General features: G+C 66.6%; 18 protein-coding genes. 6 read left to right on the top strand and 12 right to left on the bottom strand.

Annotated elements, in window-relative coordinates; all coding sequences use genetic code 11:
• The first annotated feature begins 162 nt into the window (after positions 1-162).
• On the top strand, positions 163-477 hold the full coding sequence (locus tag Q8O26_RS10285) for a hypothetical protein (protein WP_305575423.1): 315 nt from the start codon (positions 163-165) through the stop codon (positions 475-477).
• 11 nt (positions 478-488) lie between these two features.
• On the top strand, positions 489-1,664 hold the full coding sequence (locus Q8O26_RS10280) for a PQQ-dependent sugar dehydrogenase (protein ID WP_305575422.1): 1,176 nt from the start codon (positions 489-491) through the stop codon (positions 1,662-1,664).
• A 7-nt stretch (positions 1,665-1,671) separates the two neighbouring features.
• Here Q8O26_RS10280 and Q8O26_RS10275 read toward each other — a convergent pair whose 3' ends face one another.
• From Q8O26_RS10275 to Q8O26_RS10265, 3 genes are all read right to left on the bottom strand, one after another.
• Positions 1,672-2,427, bottom strand: coding sequence for a class I SAM-dependent methyltransferase (locus Q8O26_RS10275; RefSeq protein ID WP_305575421.1), 756 nt, complete (start codon positions 2,425-2,427; stop codon positions 1,672-1,674).
• A complete protein-coding gene (locus Q8O26_RS10270; RefSeq protein WP_305575420.1) occupies positions 2,424-2,783 on the bottom strand; it encodes a DMT family protein in 360 nt (119 codons plus the stop codon). The genes Q8O26_RS10275 and Q8O26_RS10270 overlap by 4 nt, the downstream gene beginning before the upstream one ends.
• Before the next feature lie 76 nt (positions 2,784-2,859).
• Entirely contained in the window at positions 2,860-3,123 is a 264-nt protein-coding gene (locus tag Q8O26_RS10265) for a SemiSWEET family sugar transporter (RefSeq protein WP_305575419.1), read from the bottom strand.
• Positions 3,124-3,219: 96 nt separating this feature from the next.
• Between Q8O26_RS10265 and msrP the strand changes: the two genes are divergently transcribed.
• Positions 3,220-4,176, top strand: a complete 957-nt coding sequence (gene msrP, locus Q8O26_RS10260; protein ID WP_305575418.1) for a protein-methionine-sulfoxide reductase catalytic subunit MsrP — start codon at positions 3,220-3,222, stop codon at positions 4,174-4,176.
• A 4-nt stretch (positions 4,177-4,180) separates the two neighbouring features.
• Here the strand turns inward: msrP and Q8O26_RS10255 are convergent, their stop codons facing one another.
• Complete coding sequence (locus tag Q8O26_RS10255) at positions 4,181-5,059, bottom strand: MBL fold metallo-hydrolase (RefSeq protein ID WP_305575417.1); 879 nt, start codon at positions 5,057-5,059, stop codon at positions 4,181-4,183.
• A gap of 548 nt (positions 5,060-5,607) precedes the next feature.
• Between Q8O26_RS10255 and Q8O26_RS10250 the strand changes: the two genes are divergently transcribed.
• On the top strand, positions 5,608-5,961 hold the full coding sequence (locus tag Q8O26_RS10250) for a septal ring lytic transglycosylase RlpA family protein (RefSeq protein ID WP_305575416.1): 354 nt from the start codon (positions 5,608-5,610) through the stop codon (positions 5,959-5,961).
• Positions 5,962-6,113: 152 nt separating this feature from the next.
• Here Q8O26_RS10250 and carA read toward each other — a convergent pair whose 3' ends face one another.
• Complete coding sequence (gene carA, locus Q8O26_RS10245; protein ID WP_305575415.1) at positions 6,114-7,307, bottom strand: glutamine-hydrolyzing carbamoyl-phosphate synthase small subunit; 1,194 nt, start codon at positions 7,305-7,307, stop codon at positions 6,114-6,116.
• Between the two features lie 160 nt (positions 7,308-7,467).
• Between carA and Q8O26_RS10240 the strand changes: the two genes are divergently transcribed.
• Positions 7,468-7,920, top strand: a complete 453-nt coding sequence (locus tag Q8O26_RS10240; RefSeq protein WP_305575414.1) for a GatB/YqeY domain-containing protein — start codon at positions 7,468-7,470, stop codon at positions 7,918-7,920.
• Between the two features lie 3 nt (positions 7,921-7,923).
• Positions 7,924-8,394, top strand: a complete 471-nt coding sequence (locus tag Q8O26_RS10235) for a DUF2214 domain-containing protein (protein WP_305575413.1) — start codon at positions 7,924-7,926, stop codon at positions 8,392-8,394.
• On the opposite strand, the gene Q8O26_RS10230 is transcribed toward Q8O26_RS10235, so the two are convergent.
• The 7 genes from Q8O26_RS10230 to Q8O26_RS10200 all read right to left on the bottom strand — a co-directional run bounded on the left by Q8O26_RS10230 (position 8,387) and on the right by Q8O26_RS10200 (position 16,351).
• Entirely contained in the window at positions 8,387-8,749 is a 363-nt protein-coding gene (locus tag Q8O26_RS10230) for a DUF6152 family protein (RefSeq protein ID WP_305575412.1), read from the bottom strand. The two genes, Q8O26_RS10235 and Q8O26_RS10230, sit on opposite strands and share 8 nt — an antisense overlap.
• Before the next feature lie 101 nt (positions 8,750-8,850).
• Entirely contained in the window at positions 8,851-9,807 is a 957-nt protein-coding gene (locus Q8O26_RS10225; RefSeq protein WP_305575411.1) for a YiiG family protein, read from the bottom strand.
• A 159-nt stretch (positions 9,808-9,966) separates the two neighbouring features.
• Positions 9,967-10,440 (bottom strand): transcription elongation factor GreA, encoded by a 474-nt coding sequence (gene greA / locus Q8O26_RS10220; protein WP_305575410.1) that lies wholly within the window; start codon positions 10,438-10,440, stop codon positions 9,967-9,969.
• A gap of 108 nt (positions 10,441-10,548) precedes the next feature.
• Positions 10,549-13,878, bottom strand: coding sequence for a carbamoyl-phosphate synthase large subunit (gene carB, locus Q8O26_RS10215; protein WP_305575409.1), 3,330 nt, complete (start codon positions 13,876-13,878; stop codon positions 10,549-10,551).
• Between the two features lie 277 nt (positions 13,879-14,155).
• Positions 14,156-14,335, bottom strand: coding sequence for a hypothetical protein (locus Q8O26_RS10210; protein ID WP_305575408.1), 180 nt, complete (start codon positions 14,333-14,335; stop codon positions 14,156-14,158).
• 31 nt (positions 14,336-14,366) lie between these two features.
• On the bottom strand, positions 14,367-15,071 hold the full coding sequence (locus Q8O26_RS10205) for an SGNH/GDSL hydrolase family protein (protein WP_305575407.1): 705 nt from the start codon (positions 15,069-15,071) through the stop codon (positions 14,367-14,369).
• A gap of 80 nt (positions 15,072-15,151) precedes the next feature.
• Positions 15,152-16,351, bottom strand: a complete 1,200-nt coding sequence (locus Q8O26_RS10200; protein ID WP_305575406.1) for an OpgC family protein — start codon at positions 16,349-16,351, stop codon at positions 15,152-15,154.
• Positions 16,352-16,393: the final 42 nt, after the last annotated feature.

The following is a 16,393-nucleotide window of genomic DNA, read 5'->3' as shown; positions in this document are numbered from 1 at the left end:
TCCATCACACAACAGTGACACGCCGCCGCATTTTTGCCCGGAACCATCGCGGTGTTACCATGGTTTCGGTCAATCTCGTCTGCTCAAAGGATCCGCGGCCCGCCACTGATTCCGGCGGGCGGGCCCCGGGTGGACGTCGACCTCACAGGACGGAGCTGCCGAATGCTTCATTCGCCTCAATCCTTCCGCGTCGGAGCCCCGCGTGCGGGTTTCGGTCGTGGCTATCCCCGCGTTCCGACCATCGTCTCGGCCGGCATCGTCGCCGCGCTGATCCTCGCCCTCATCGTAGCGGGGATATCTTTGACGACCGAACTCGTCAGTCCTTCGGGGCTCGAGGACGGCGCGGATGCCGAAACGTTGGTCCTGTCCGGCACGGTGGTGCTCCTGACCCTCGGCCTGATCGGGCTTCTGGTCGCGATCCTGCGCCGCTATGTCTCCGTGAGCCAGGACCGCAAGGATCCCCCGTTCGCCGCATGATCGGGAGCACCATGTTCCAAGACCGCCTGCATCGCCGTGCGCTTCTGGCCAGGGGCCTGCCCGCCGCCGCCGTCGGCCTTGGAGCCCTGATGGGCAGATCGGCGGAGGCCCGCACCATCCGGGCCGACGCACCCGGCCAGCCGCTCGCCGTCACGACCATCGCTTCAGGGCTCGAAAATCCCTGGGGCGTCGCCTTCCTGCCTGACGCCACCATGCTGGTGACCGAACGCGGCGGGCGCCTGCGGCGCATCACGCCGGATGGGACGGTCTCACAGCCGTTGTCCGGCGTGCCCCAGGTCCATGCCGTCGGCCAGGGCGGCTTGCTCGGCATCGCCGTCGACGCCGATTTCGTCCGCAACCGTCGCATCTATCTGAGCTTCGCCGAACCGCGCGGTGGCGAGACCAATGCCACCGCCGTCTTCCGGGGGAGGCTCAACGCCGCCGGCGACGGCCTGGATGAGGGACGCGTCATCTGGCGCCAGCAGCCGGCCTTCGCCAGTCGGCACCATTTCGGCTCCCGCATCGTCGTCGACCGTTCGGGGCACCTGTTCATCACGACGGGCGACCGGTTCGGCCAGATGGACCTGAGTCAGAACCCTTCCAACACGATCGCCAAGATCGTCCGCATCACGACGGACGGACAACCCGCGCCCGACAACCGGACGGCCGTCGCCAAGGACGGCTGGGACCCGGCCGTCTGGGCCATCGGCCTGCGCAACGTGCAGGGCGCCGCCCTGCATCCACAGACAGGGCTCCTCTGGGTGAGCAACCATGGTCCGCGCGGTGGCGACGGACTCTACGCCGTCCGGCCGGGCGAGAATTACGGCTGGCCGCTGATTTCCTGGGGCACCCATTACGACGGCAGGCCCGTCAATGGCGGGCTTCGGGAGCGCGCCGGGCTGGTGCAGCCGCTCGTCCACTGGACACCATCGATCGCGCCGGCCGGCCTGACCTTCTACACCGCGGACCTGATGCCGGGCTGGAAGGGCAGCGCCTTTTCCGGCGCCCTCGCCGGCCGCATGCTGGTGCGGCTCGTCCTCGACGGCGAGGCGGTCGTGCGGCAGGAGCGCCTGTTGACTGATCTCGGCCACCGCTTCCGCGACGTCCAGCAGGGCCCCGACGGGGCGCTCTGGGTGCTGACCGATGCCCGCGAGGGCGCCCTCCTGCGCCTCGCGCCACCGGCCTGAGGCCGCCTCAGACGTCGGCGATGCGCGGATGCGGCGTCAGCACGACGCAATGGTGTCCCATCGCGTCGCCGCCGAGCACGAAGTGCTGGGCCGCGAAGGACTGCATCAGGTCGTTTTCATAGAGCCTGACGACGTCGCGCCGGCAGATCAAAAATTTCGGCGCGGCGACGATGTCCTCGCGGTCGATGACGCACATGACGCACATCTCCGGGTGGGCGACGAGATAGGCGTGCACGGTCACCACCAGGAACGGGTAGCCGGGGTGCAGCATGTCGTCGAGGCAGATCAGGCCCTGCGGATGGAGCCGGTCATGGGCCAGCGCGAGGTCATGGGTCAGCGCCTCGGGCGAATGCTCGCCGTCGATATGGATGAAGCGCAGCGGACCGCGGCCCGTCAGCCCGGCGAATTCGTCGACCGACAGCTTGCCGGTGTCGAAGGGGCGCGGGGTAAAACGGTCGGACGGCAATCCGCAGCGGGCGGCATTGGCGACAAAGCGGTCGAGCACATGGTCGTCCGGCCAGGAAAAGATGTCGAAACCGTAGGCGTGTTCGCCTGGGGCGAGCGCATGGCCCATGGCGATGAAGAACCGCCCCTCGAACGTGCCGATCTCGGCCACGGCGCCGCGGATGCCCATCTCGGTCTGGCGGCGCAGGATATGGCCGCAGATCGTTGCCGAAAAGCGCGAAGACATGCCGCGGACGCTGTCGAAGCCTTCGGCGAGATAGGTGTCGAGCAACGGAATGCCGCTGATGAAAGGCGTCATGCGGCCCTCCCCTGAAAGATGAAAAATGCGCCCGCGGCGATCAGGGAAAAGCCGATGGCATGGTTCCATGACAGCTGTTCCTTGAGAACCACGACCGAGAAGACGGCGAAGACGAGAAGCGTGATGATCTCCTGGATCGTCTTCAGTTCGGCGGCGCCATAGACCGCATGCCCGATCCGGTTGGCCGGCACGGCGAGGCAATATTCGAAGAAGGCGATCCCCCAGCTCACCAGGATGACGACCGAAAGCGGCGCCGCCTTGAACTTGAGATGGCCGTACCAGGCGAGGGTCATGAAGACGTTTGAGGCGAGGAGAAGCAGGATCGGCGAGACGAAGGGCGAAGTCAGCGACGCCATGGGGTACTCCGGAGCGGCGCTGCATGGCTAGCACGAAGTCGCCCCGCACCGCACGAGCCCCGGCGGCGGCGCAGCCTCAGCCGTATCTGAGCTTAAGGCCGACGATCACCAGTTGCAGGCCGAGCGTCACCGTGTTGGACAGGATCAACGGCAGGTCGCCCAGTGCAATCCCGTAGACGAGCCACAGGGCGATGCCGACGGTGAAGGCGCCATAGGCGGGCAACGAGATCGCCCGGGTGTCGCGGGTGCGGATGATGTGGATTGCCTGAGGCAACCAGCAGAAGGTCGTAACGAAAGCGGCGGCGAGGCCGATATAGGGAACGAGGGTCTGCGGCAGCACGTTGGCCTCCAGGCGGGTCAGGGCCGACTCGCCATAGCGTGATTGGATGTCGGGCTGTTCGGCCTATAGCCTGTCGGAAAGACCAAGGGAGCCCCCATGCTGATCAAGTCGAAGCGCGGATGGGAATTGCCGGAATCCGCGGTGACGCCGGAGCACATCTTTCTGTCGCGCCGGACCATGATGGCGGCCGGTGCCGGCGTCGCCGCCGCGGCCCTCGTCGGGAGGGCGGAGGCACAGGCCGCGCCCGACCCGACCGCCGACCTCTACCCCGTGCGCCGCAACGAGACCTACAAGGTCGAGCGGCCGCTGACGGCGGAGAACGTCGCCGGCAGCTACAACAATTTCTACGAATTCGGCACGTCGAAGCATATCGCCCATGCCGCCCAGGCGCTGCCGATCCGCCCCTGGACGGTGAAGATCGATGGCCTCGTCGAAAAGCCGCAGACGATCGACATCGACAAGCTGATCCGCGCCATGCCGCTGGAGGAGCGCGTCTATCGCTTCCGCTGCGTCGAGGCCTGGGCCATGACGGTTCCGTGGACCGGTTTTCCCATCAAGGCGCTGATGGACATGGTCCAGCCGCAGGGTTCAGCCAAGTATTTGCGCTTCGAGACCTTCGACACCCAGAGCTGGGCCCCCGGCATGCGTTCGCCCTGGTATTCCTGGCCCTATGTCGAGGGGCTGGCCATCGACGAGGCCGCGCACGACCTGTCGATCCTCGTCACCGGCATCTACGGCAAGCCCGTGCCGCGCCAGCATGGCGCGCCCCTGCGCCTCATCGTGCCGTGGAAATACGGGTTCAAGTCCATCAAGTCGATCGTCCGCATCTCTTTTACCGAGCAGCGGCCGCAATCGTTCTGGGAGCGCCTGCAGGGCGGCGAGTACGGCTTCTGGGCCAACGTCAATCCGGCGGTCGCCCATCCCCGCTGGAGCCAGGCGACGGAAGAGCTGATCGGCGGCGGCGGCCGCGTGCCGAGCCAGTTGTTCAACGGCTACGGCGAATATGTCGCACCGCTCTATCGCGGCCGCGAGCGCGAGCGCCTCTGGGCCTGAGGCGTCACGCCTCGCCCATCGGCGCGCAGCGGAACCCCTCCCGCCAGGGCCGGATCCGTCCGACCGACGGCGAGGGAAAATGCGCCATGCAGCACATCGTCTCGGTGTCGCAATAGCGCTCGAGGAAGGCGCGGCGGGTTGCTGCCGCCGCCGGCTTGTCGACGTCGAACCGCGTCGACAGGTGCGGATGGAGCGCCTGCAGCGGCGAGTGGATTAGATCGCCGGGCGCCACCGCCACGTCGCGCCCCTTGCCGAAGGCGATCGAGACGTGCCCCGGCGTATGGCCGGGCGTCGGCATCAGGCGGATATGATCGCCGATGGCGTGATCGCCGGCGACGAGGTCGGCCCGGCCCGCCGCAACGACAGGCAGGACGCTGTCCTGGAACGGAAAGACCGGGGCCTTTTCATCCGCCGCACGCCAGTGCTCGAACTCGCGAGCCTCGAAGACATAGCGGGCGTTGGGAAATGTCGGCACCCAGCGGCCGTTCTCTAGCCGCGTGTTCCAGCCGACATGGTCGGCGTGCAGATGGGTGCACATGACGAAGTCGATGTCGGCAACCGACAGATCCGCCGCCTTGAGCCCGTCCATGAAACGGCTGTCGGTCTTGCCGTGCCATTCGGGTCGCGTCGGGCGATGCTTGTCGTTGCCGATGCAGCTGTCCACCAGCACGACGTGGTGGGGCGTGCGCACGACATAGCTCTGGAAGGCGAGGCTCAGGCGATTGTCGGCGGTCAGCGCCCCCGCCGCCGTCAACCAGTCCCGCTCGGTGGACAGGGTCTCGGCGGTGAGGTCAGGAAGCATGTCGAAGGCGTCGAGGAAACCACCCTCCTGTTCCACGATGCGGTGGATGGTGAGATCGCCGATGGTCCAGACATGAGGCATGACGAATGGGCCCTCGAAGGTGTGACGCAGGACATACGAGCCGGAGGGCGGCTGTCAACGCCGGCAGCTTTCGGCGCCTCCCGCAGTCCGCGTACCAGAGATTTTCACCATCCATAAGCTGTGTTCTGCGTGACGAGCATCTAGTCATTGGTCTTCCGCGGCGGTCCGCCGAACATCGTCCCGACCCTTGTGACGCCAACCCGCGCGACACCAACACGGCGGTCACGCAGTTGCCATCGCGACCGATGACAGACTAAACCTCGGTTCGCGAGAACAGGATGAGGTCCACTCGCGGACACTGCGTGAATACCGTTTGCCGGACCGCGACGACGAGCTTCGTCAACGGCAGTTGTACGACCAGCATATCGCAGTAGCGCCGCACCGCCGTTAGGGCATGGAACTCTCGCCACAGGCGAGAGCCCCATTCTCGTCTCATTTCGTCTTTAGGGTTTCATGTATCGCTTGGCGTCTGGTGTGATTTCGTCCCAGCCGCTGGAACCCACCCGGGATCGGCCGCGTTGGCCTCCCGCGAGCAGAGACCCCACATCATGATATCAACGCTTCGCTTCGCGGCGATCGGCGCCGCATTGTTCGTTGTCGCCTCGGCGGCCGAGGCCCGCGCCGCGGATGCGGTCGGCCTCGCGTCCTGGTACCAGTTGCCTGGACGGACAGCCTGCGGCGGACGCCACAATCCCGAGGCGATGACGGCGGCCCATCGCTCGCTCCCCTGCGGGACCCTCATCAAGGTGACCAACCTGTCCAACGGCCGCTCCGTCGTCGTCACGATCGTCGACCGCGGCCCCTTCGTCCGCGGCCGCATCGTCGATATCTCGCGCGGCGCCGCCCGCAAGATCGGGCTGATCGACCGCGGCGTCGGCCGGGTGCGCGTCGCGCGATACTGACGGACCGTTCCATCAGAAACCACATGAAAAAGGCCTCGCAACATTCTGCGAGGCCTTCGTATTTCACAGCAACTTTGGAGCATTCACCGGTTGGCGCAGATGCGCCGGCCCCTGTGGATAACGTGGATAACCCGACGGGACGGCGACCCCTGTCAGGCGCAGGTCTTGGCCTTTTCCATCATCGCCACGAAGCGATCGAACAGATAGTGGCTGTCCATCGGCCCGGGGCTCGCCTCGGGGTGATACTGGACCGAGAAGGCCGGCTTGTCGGTCAGCGCGATGCCGGCATTCGACCCGTCGAACAGGCTGATATGGGTCGGCCGGGCATTGGCGGGCAGCGTCGCCTCGTCCACGGCGAAACCGTGGTTCATCGAGGTGATCTCGACCTTGCCGGTGTCCAGATCCTTCACCGGGTGGTTCGCCCCGTGATGGCCCTGATGCATCTTCATGGTCCGGGCGCCGACGGCGAGACCGAGCATCTGGTGGCCGAGGCAGATGCCGAAGGTTGGAATCTGCCGGTCGAGCACTGCCCGGATGACCGGAACCGCGTATCTGCCGGTAGCGGCGGGATCGCCGGGGCCGTTCGACAGGAAGACGCCGTCGGGCTTCAGCGCCATGACCTCGTCGGCGGTGGCGCTGGCCGGCACCACCGTGACCTTGCAACCGGCATTGGCGAGGAGGCGCAGGATGTTGCGCTTCACGCCGTAATCCAGGGCGACCACATGGAAGCGCGGCTCGCCGGCGGTGCCGTAGCCCTCGTCCCATTCCCAGATCGTCTCCGACCAGGGATAGCGCTGCGACGAGGTGACGCCTGGCACGAGATCGAGCCCGTCCATCAAGGGCAGGCCCGCCGCACGGCGCTTCAGCGCCTCGACATCGAATTCACCGCTGGGCGAATGGGCGATCACGGCATTGGGCATGCCGTTCTCGCGGATGAGCGCGGTGAGCGCGCGGGTGTCGACGCCGCACAGGCCGACGATGCCCCGGCGCTTCAGCCAGAGGTCGAAATGGCTGACGGAGCGATAATTCGACGGGCTGGTGATCTCGGCCTTCAGCACGACGCCGCGCACGCCCGAGGCGGCCGCCATGTTGACGGTCTCGATATCCTCGTCATTGGCGCCGACATTGCCGATATGCGGGAAGGTGAAAGTGATGATCTGACCGGCATAGGAGGGATCGGTGAGGATCTCCTGGTAGCCGGTCATGGCGGTGTTGAAGCAGACTTCGCCATCGGCGATGCCGTTCGCTCCAAGGCCGAAACCTTCGATCACCGTGCCGTCTGCGAGCACGAGCAGGGCCGTCGGCTTGGGATCCGTCCAGCCGGATTCGTCTTGTCTGTCTGTCATGAGGCGCCTACATAGCGACGACTTGGGCGTCGGTCAAAAGGAATGCGGGCTGTCGCCCACCGAAATCCACTGCCGCCCGGCTTCCGATCCCATCGGCCCCTGACGGCCTCTCCCGTGAGCCCGGCCGAACCCTGCCTGCCCTAGCGAGGATTTGCCCGTCATGCTGCGCGACCGTTTCATGAGCGATCTGAAGGAAGCCATGAAGGCCGGCGAGAAGCTGCGCCTCGGCACCATCCGCCTGATGCAGGCGGCGCTGAAGGACAAGGACATCGAGGCCCGCGGCGCCGGCAAGGGGCCGATCCCGGACGACGAGATCCTGCAACTCCTGCAGAAGATGGTGAAGCAGCGCCAGGAGAGCGCGAAGATGTATGGCGACGGCGGTCGGCCGGAGCTGGCCGACCAGGAAAACGCCGAGATCGCCATCATCTCGGTCTATCTGCCGAAGCAGATGGACGAGGACGAGGCCCGCGCCGCCATTGCCGCCGTCATCGCCGAGACTGGCGCGGCGGGGGTGAAGGACATGGGCAAGGTGATGAGCGAGTTGAAGAGCCGCTTTGCCGGGCAGATGGATTTCGGCAAGGCCAGCCCGCTCGTCAAGCAGTTGCTCGGCTGACGCATGGTGGAGGCGCTGGTCTGGCTGTTGGCCGATCTCGGCCGGATCAGCGGCGTCACCCTCTCGACGCCGGTCTATGCCGCCGCCTCGGCGCTGCACGTCGTCGGCATCGCCTTGCTCTTCGGCCCGATCGCGCTGGTCGACCTGCGGTTGGCGGGCGCCTTGCGGTCGCTCGACGTCACCGCCCTGACGATGCTGCGCACCACCGCGAAGATCGGCACGGGGCTGGCCGTGCTGACAGGCGTCCTCCTCGCCTCGGCGCGGCCGGACGAGTATTTCGCCAATCCGACCTTTCTCGCGAAGCTGGCGGTGATCGCCCTCGCCCTCGCCAATGCGCTGGCCTTCGAGGTCGCGGCGCGGCGGGTCGGGCTCCCTGCCCTCGTCGGACATCCCGCGGCCCGGGCGAGCGGCATCGCCTCGCTCGCCCTCTGGCTCGCCGCGATCGGGCTCGGCCGCTGGATCGCCTTTACCTGAGTTCGACGCGGCGACCGGCGACCTCGACCCATTCGGCCCGATAGACGTCCGGGTTGCCGCGGTTCTGGTAGGCGTAGACCCGCAAGGTCTTGCCCGGAGCGATGTCGTCGGCACTGAGCCCACGGGCCTGCATGCGCGACGTCGGCGCCAGCTCGATGATCAGTTCCCGGCCGTCCTTCTGCATGAAGAGCGTTCCGTGCGGGTTGGCGTAGGTCGAGCGCGCCACGGCACCGGAATGGTCGAGGATCTTGTCACGGTCGAAGCCGCCCCAGCCGTGATGGGCGGCCGCGGCACCCGACAGGATGACGGTTCCAGCGGTCGCAGCGGCGCCGAGGATCTTGCGTCGGTTCAGCATGGTCAGTCTCCCGCTCTGAGGTTGTCGGGCAGTCTAGCGCGCGGGCCGGGCCGCCGGACCATCACGCATCCTCACGCCTTCGTGAGCGCGCCCCCCGTCGCTCAGCGGCCGAACCGCAGGCGCGTCTGAGCGACGCTTACCATCGTGTTGTAGTTGTTCACGATCCACATGCGCTCGTGCCCGCCGGCACGGCGAGCGTCGCCACGCACGCGGGCCAGCTTCTGGCGGTATTCGCGCAGGCTGCCGAGCCAGGAGCCTGCCTGGCTGTCGAGGATCGAGGCGCCGCTCGGATCGGTCTCCTTCAGCTTGTCGAGCTCGCGCAGCGCCGCCGAATAGCGGGCGATGGCCGCGTCGAAGGCTGCGAGATCGACCACGGGACGGGCGTCGGACGGCATGAGGTCCATGACACCGCGCGCCTCGATCATGACGTTGCGGACGTTCCAGCGGGCGGAACGGCCCTCGCGCCGCTCGATGTCGGCGAGCTCGCGCAGGTTGATGTCGCCCCTGAAGGTCCGCATGTGCAGTTCGACATCGGCGCGGTCCTTGAGGAAGGCCTGCGCCGCCGGGACCAGGTCGCGGTGCAGTTCGCGGCCCAGCGCCGCGCCATCGTCCTGGTAGTCCTTGCGCTCGTAATAGACGTTGGCGCGGGTGATCAACGGCGCCAGCGCGCCGTAGGACTGGATGTAGCGGCGCATGGCGTCATCCAGATCCGGCATTGCCGGTTCCTGGACCACCGCCTGGGCGGCCTTCTCGAGCTCGCTGCGCACATCGTAGAGGCTGTAGAGCCCATAGGTGATGTAGCGCTCGCGTCCTGTCGGTCCGCGCTGGATATTGACCCAGCTGCGGTAGCGATCCCAGGATTCGACGGCCCGGAGGGTGCGGTTCAGCAGTTCCGTATAGGCGTTGGACTTGACGATCGCCGCCTGCAGCGCGGCATCCGGGGCCGGACGCGCCGGCGCTTGCGCCAGCGCCGGGGCGGCGGGGGCCAGCGTCGCGGCGACGAGGCCGAGCAGCAGCGCGCGGCGGTCGTGATCAGGGGTGTGGCATCGGCGGGTCATGGCGGATCCTCCTTCCATGACCGCGAGAGTCGCGTCCCGACGTTTCAATCCGTCTGCGAGGGACCGGCCGGATCGTTTCAGCGACCGGGCTCGGCGCACCAAAGCAAAGGCGCCGCCCGGCCGGGCGACGCCTCCGCAATCCGTACCGGTTCAGGCGCGTCAGCCCCAGCGGATTTCCAGGACCCCGTAGCTCTGGGCGCCCTTCGGCGTGTTCACCTCGACGACCGTGCCGGCCGACTTGCCGATCAGCGCGCGCGCCAGCGGCGAGGAGATCGAGATGCGGCCAGCCTTGGCATCGGCCTCGCTGTCGCCGACGATCTGCCAGACGCGCTCTTCCTCGGTGTCCTCGTTGACCAGCTTGACGGTCGCGCCGAACTTGACGGTGTCGCCGGAGAGCTTGGTGACGTCGATCACCTCGGCCCGCGCGATCAGGCTCTCAAGCTCGGCGATCCGCCCCTCGTTGAGCGACTGCTGCTCCTTGGCCGAGTGATATTCGGCGTTCTCCGAAAGGTCGCCATGGGAGCGGGCCTCGGAAATCGCCGCGATGATGCGCGGGCGCTCGACACGCTGGCGCTCCTTCAACTCGGCTTCGAGATTGGCGAATCCGCCGACGGTCATCGGAACCTTTTCCATGATGCTCGCCCTTGCCTTTCAATGACGAATAAAGGTCCGCGAGCCGAGGACGCCGGCCCCGCGAACCTTCATGGTTAAACCTTGGCGCGTTCCGGCAATGGCCGGAGATCAGGCCTTGCCGAAATAGCTCTGCAGCGCGCGCACCTCGAGGTCTCCCTCGAGATAGGCCTTGATGCCCTGTGCGGCAGCCACCGACCCTGCGAGAGTGGTGTAATAGGGAACCTTCTGCAAGAGGGCCGCGCGGCGCAGTGAACGCGAGTCGGAGAGCGCCTGGGCCCCTTCGGTCGTGTTGAAGACGAGCTGGACCTCGCGGTTCTTCAGCGCGTCGACGATATGGGGCCGGCCTTCCAGCACCTTGTTGATCTTGCCGCAGGGGATTCCCTGTTCGACGAGATAACGCTGGTTGCCGGAGGTGGCGATGATCTTGAAGCCGAGCGTGTGCAGCATCCGGATCGCTTCGAGGATGCGGGGCTTGTCGTCGTCGCGCACCGAGACGAAGACCGTGCCGGAGACGGGAACGATGGTCCCTGCCCCGAGCTGGCTCTTGGCAAAGGCGGTGGCGAAGGTCGTATCGAGACCCATGACCTCGCCGGTCGAGCGCATTTCCGGCCCGAGCAGGACGTCGACGCCGGGGAACCGGGCGAAGGGGAACACCGCCTCCTTGACGCCGACATGGTCGAGAACCTTCGGCTTCAGTCCGAAGGATGCCAGGCTCTCGCCCGCCATGATACGCGAGGCGATCTTGGCGATCGGCTCGCCGATCACCTTGGCGACGAAGGGGACGGTGCGGGATGCGCGCGGATTGACCTCGAGGACATAGATGTCGCCGTCCTTGATGGCGTACTGGACGTTCATCAGGCCGCCGACATCGAGGGCGAGGGCCAGCGCCTTGGTCTGGCGCTCCAGTTCAGCCAGCATGGAATCGGGCAGCGAATAGGGTGGCAACGAGCAGGCGCTGTCGCCGGAATGGATGCCCGCCTCCTCGATATGTTCCATGATGCCCGCGACATAGCTCGTCTTGCCGTCGGCGAGGCAGTCGACGTCCACCTCGATGGCGTCGGACAGGTAGCGGTCGAAGAGCAGCGGATTCTTGCCGAGGACGGTGTTGATCTGGCCGGTCTTGTCGTTGGGATAGCGGGCCTTGACGTCGGCCGGCACCAGTTCGGGCAGCGTGCCGAGGAGATAGTCGCCGAGCTGGCCTTCCTCGCGGATGATCTGCATGGCGCGGCCGCCGAGCACATAGGAGGGCCGCACGACCAGCGGATAGCCGAGCTCGCCGGCGATCAGGCGGGCCTGTTCGACCGAATAGGCGATGCCGTTCTTCGGCTGCTTGAGGCCGAGCTTGTCGAGCAGGCGCTTGAAACGGTCGCGGTCCTCGGCGAGGTCGATGGCATCGGGCGAGGTGCCGAGGATCGGGATGTCCGCCTCCTCGAGCGCGCGGGCGAGCTTCAGCGGGGTCTGGCCGCCGAACTGGACGATGACGCCCTTCAGCGTGCCGTTCTGCTTCTCCCGCTCCAGGATCTCCAGCACGTCCTCGGCCGTCAGACTCTCGAAATAGAGCCGGTCCGAGGTGTCGTAGTCGGTGGAGACGGTCTCGGGATTGCAGTTGATCATGATCGTCTCGAACCCGGCGTCCGAGAGCGCGAAACAGGCGTGGCAGCAGCAGTAGTCGAACTCGATGCCCTGCCCGATCCGGTTCGGGCCGCCGCCGAGGATGACGATCTTCTCGCGGTCAGTGGGACGCGATTCGTCGGCGAGAGCGCCGGCGAAGGGCGCCTCGTAGGTCGAGTACATGTAGGCGGTCGGGGACGCGAATTCCGCGGCGCAGGTGTCGATGCGCTTGTAGGCGGGACGCACGTTCAGGGTACGGCGCGCCTTGGCGACTTCGGCCTCGGTCTTCTGCGTGAGCACGGCGAGGCGCGCGTCCGAGAAACCCATGGCCTTGAGCCGACGCAGCGCGCCCGCGGTCTTCGGCACGCCCTTGGCGCGGACCTCGGCCTCGACGTCGACGATGCCGCGAATCTGTTCGAGGAACCAGGGGTCGATGCGGCAGTAGGAATGGATCTCCTCGTTGGAGATGCCGAGGCGCATGGCCTGCACCACCTTGAGGAGGCGGTCGGGCGTCGGGGTGCCGAGGGCGGCACGGATGGCGTTCTTGTCGTCGCCTTTGCCGAGGCCCTCGATCTCGATCTCGTCGAGCCCGGTGAGGCCCGTCTCGAGGCCCCGCATGGCCTTCTGCAGCGATTCCTGGAAGGTGCGGCCGATCGCCATGACCTCGCCGACCGACTTCATCGACGTGGTCAGCACCGGGTCGGCGCCGGGGAACTTCTCGAAGGCGAAGCGCGGCACCTTGGTGACGATGTAGTCGATCGTCGGCTCGAAGGAGGCCGGTGTCGCGCCGCCGGTGATGTCGTTCCTGACCTCGTCCAGCGTGTAGCCGACGGCGAGCTTCGCCGCGACCTTGGCGATGGGAAAGCCGGTCGCCTTGGAGGCCAGTGCCGAGGACCGCGACACGCGCGGGTTCATCTCGATGACGACGAGGCGGCCGTCGGCCGGGTTGACGGCGAACTGCACGTTCGAGCCGCCCGTCTCCACCCCGATCTCGCGCAGGACGCGGATCGAGGCGTCGCGCATCATCTGGTATTCCTTGTCGGTCAGCGTCAGCGCCGGCGCGATGGTGATGGAATCACCGGTATGGACGCCCATCGGATCGAGGTTCTCGATGGAGCAGACGATGATGGCGTTGTCCGCGTGGTCGCGGACCACCTCCATCTCGAATTCCTTCCAGCCGAGAACGCTCTCTTCCACCAGAACCTCGGTGGTCGGCGAGGCGTCGAGGCCGCGCTCGACGATCTCGATGAACTCGGCCTTGTTGTAGGCGATGCCGCCGCCCGTTCCGCCCATGGTGAAGGAGGGACGGATGATCGCCGGCAGGCCGATGTCGTCGAGCACGTCGATGGCCGCTCCGAGCGACTGGACGACATGGCTCTTCGGCGTCTGCAGGCCGATCTTGGCCATGGCCTGGCGGAACCGCTCGCGATTCTCCGCCTTGTCGATGGCATCCGCCTTGGCGCCGATCATCTCGACGTCGAACTTGGCGAGAACGCCCATCTCCTCGAGCTTCAGCGCCGTGTTCAGCGCGGTCTGGCCGCCCATGGTGGGCAGCAGGGCGAAGCCGCCGGGGACGACATAGCGCTCCTTTTCGATGATCTTGGCGACGATATCGGGCGTGATCGGCTCGATATAGGTCGCATCCGCCATGTCCGGGTCGGTCATGATGGTCGCCGGATTGGAGTTGACGAGCACGATCCGGTAGCCCTCCTCCTTCAGCGCCTTCACCGCCTGAGTTCCCGAATAATCGAACTCGCAAGCCTGGCCGATGACGATCGGGCCGGCGCCGATGATCAGGATGGAGGAGATGTCGGTGCGTTTCGGCATGAGGCTCCGGCCCTTTGAAGGCTCGTCTGGATCTTCGGGGCTGCGCGGCTCAAAAAAAGAGGCCGGACTCGTATCGAGCCAGCCTCCCGCAACCGCATCCCCTGAAAATCGGGTCGCGTGATTAAGAGGCCCCTATAGACGGCTTTCCCGTCGATGGGAAGCCGCGATGGCGGCCTGAGCACCCGCCGGACGTCGATGCCGGGGGAAAAGACCTGCGCACAGAAACGCGGCGGTTCCATCTGCGGCCGGGATTCATGCGTCCACAGCGAGCGAACCGCTACCAGCTACCGTCACCACGCGTTTCGCCCGACGGCTTGTCCGGCAACGCGGCGAGGATGCCCTGCGACGACGTGTTCACCGCCGAATCGCTCGTGGTGGTGGCCGGGCTGATGACACCGCTGCAGCCGTGCCCCAGCCGGGTGCTGTTGGCGAACGCGCGGCGGAAGGCCCGGCGCATCTGCCGGCACGAAGCCGGCGATGCGGGACGGTCAGGGTCGGCTCGCCGTCGCCCTTGGCGACAGTTTCTCGGCGAGGGTCCGGCCGATATTCACGCCGAGGCAATGGTAGCTGCCGTCGACGAGGTGGTCGCCGGCGGTCGGCAGCATCTGGTCAAGCCGCAGGCGTCCCGACTCCATGAGGAAGCCGAACATGTCGCTGCGGCGAAAGACCGCCGTCTCGGTTTCCGCCGCGACCTCATGCAGGGCCGCGACATAGCCGGCATAGGCGGGGAAACGATCGGGCCGCGGCAGGGGCAGCTGATCCACGAGCATGACGTCGGCACCACCGTCACGGATCCTGGCGATGCCCTTGCGGAGGATCCGCTTGAACTTCTCGATGCCGATATCGTTGATCGCATCGAAGACGCCGGTCTGCCAGATGACGAGCCGCGGCTGCTCGGAGAGCACGTCCGCGTCGATGCGCTGATACATCTGATGCGCGGAATTGCCACCGATGCCGGCATTGACGACATCGATCTCGTGACCGGGCAACAGGTGGGCGAGTTCCTTGCGGAGCACCGTCGGATAGGATCGCTCCTCGGAGGAGGCTCCCGCACCCTGCGTCGACGACGAGCCGAGCGCGACGATGGTGAGCTTCTGGCCATCGGCGATGGCCGCTCTCGCAAGGGGCAGATCAGCCGCAAAGCCGCGCAACGACTCCGGGACGGTGCAGGTCGCATCGACGGCCGGGCGCATACCCGTCCCCAGGGCCGGCGGACTCGCGAGAGCCACCAGAGCCAGGAATGCCCCGAGGAACCGGATGGACCACGAGTGTATCACGCCGCCTTCACCTCGCCGACGCCAGGCAGAGCCCTGGCAGAAGCTTTCGCTGTCGCACCACGGTACCATTCAAGCACAGTTGCGGTGCCGAGCAAGAGGGTAATGCCGACAACGTTGACGGCAACCTGCATCGGCAGGCCGCGGCCGATCTCGGTGAGGGCGAAAGTGCCGAGCAGCGACAGGATGATGCCGAAGCAGAAGAGCGGGAGCGAGTGACGTCCGGCCTGTTCGAGCTGGCGCGCCACCGCCGAACCGAGCCAGCCGGCCGTACGCGGCACATGTGCGGCAATGAGGTAGGCGAGCGACAGCGCGTGGGCGAAACGCCACAGCGACAGGTTGGTCTTGTCGAGGTCGAGGCGCCAGTCATCGGGCAGGATCAGGCCTTCCATCCCGGCAATGACGGCCCAGGGGGCGGCACTGACCAGACCGAACAGGACGATGGCGATCGCTACGACGGTGATGAACGGCGAGCGCGGAAGCGCGACACCGCGCAGGGCGGCCTGGCCCGTCACTATTCCGACGGCGAAGAGCAGTTGCCACGCGAAGGGGTTGAAGAACCAGACACCACCGGTGGACATGTTGGGGATGGCGAGTTCCAGCATCCAGGCGGCGCCGTAAAGCCCTGCGGAGGCGGCGAGCGCCAGGGCCGGCGAGACCCGCGCCAGCAGCCAGAGCAAAGGCAGCATGCCCAAGAGGACGATGTAGAGCGGCAGGATGTCGAGGTAGTTCGGCAGGAAGACGAGCGCCACGGTTTGCAGCAGCGTCGTGGCCGGGTCCTGGAAGAACGGCAGGATCGCGACGTGTTCGTAATAGAGCGGGTTGCCGAAGCGCACGGCCATGAAGGCGACGGCGACGGCCGTGAACACGAAGAGCCCGAGATGGGCGAGATAGAGCTTCCAGATGCGGGCGACGATCTGGGCGGTGCCGGTCACCAGGCTGCGGCGGTCCATCACCGTGCCGTAGGCGAGTGCCGCGGAGAAACCGGCGAGCAGCACGAAATGCTCTGCCGCGTCGGAAAAACCGAGAGAGGTCGGGGTGACGCGAATCAGGATGTTTCCCGCGACATGGTCGATGAAGATGATCAGGAGAGCGAGGCCGCGGAACACATCGACGCGGACGTCCCTCTCCACACGCACCGGAGCTTTCGGTGACGCGCCGAGCCAGAACCAGGAGCCGAAGGACAAATGGGTGGACATGCAGACCATATCTGGAGGGAAAGGCCGGACGCTCCGGCGCTT

This window comes from Phreatobacter sp. (assembly GCF_030691135.1).
Taxonomy (GTDB): Bacteria; Pseudomonadota; Alphaproteobacteria; order Rhizobiales; family Phreatobacteraceae; genus Phreatobacter.
Note: the sequence above shows the minus strand (reverse complement) of the source record. Positions and strands in the feature narration are given on the sequence as shown.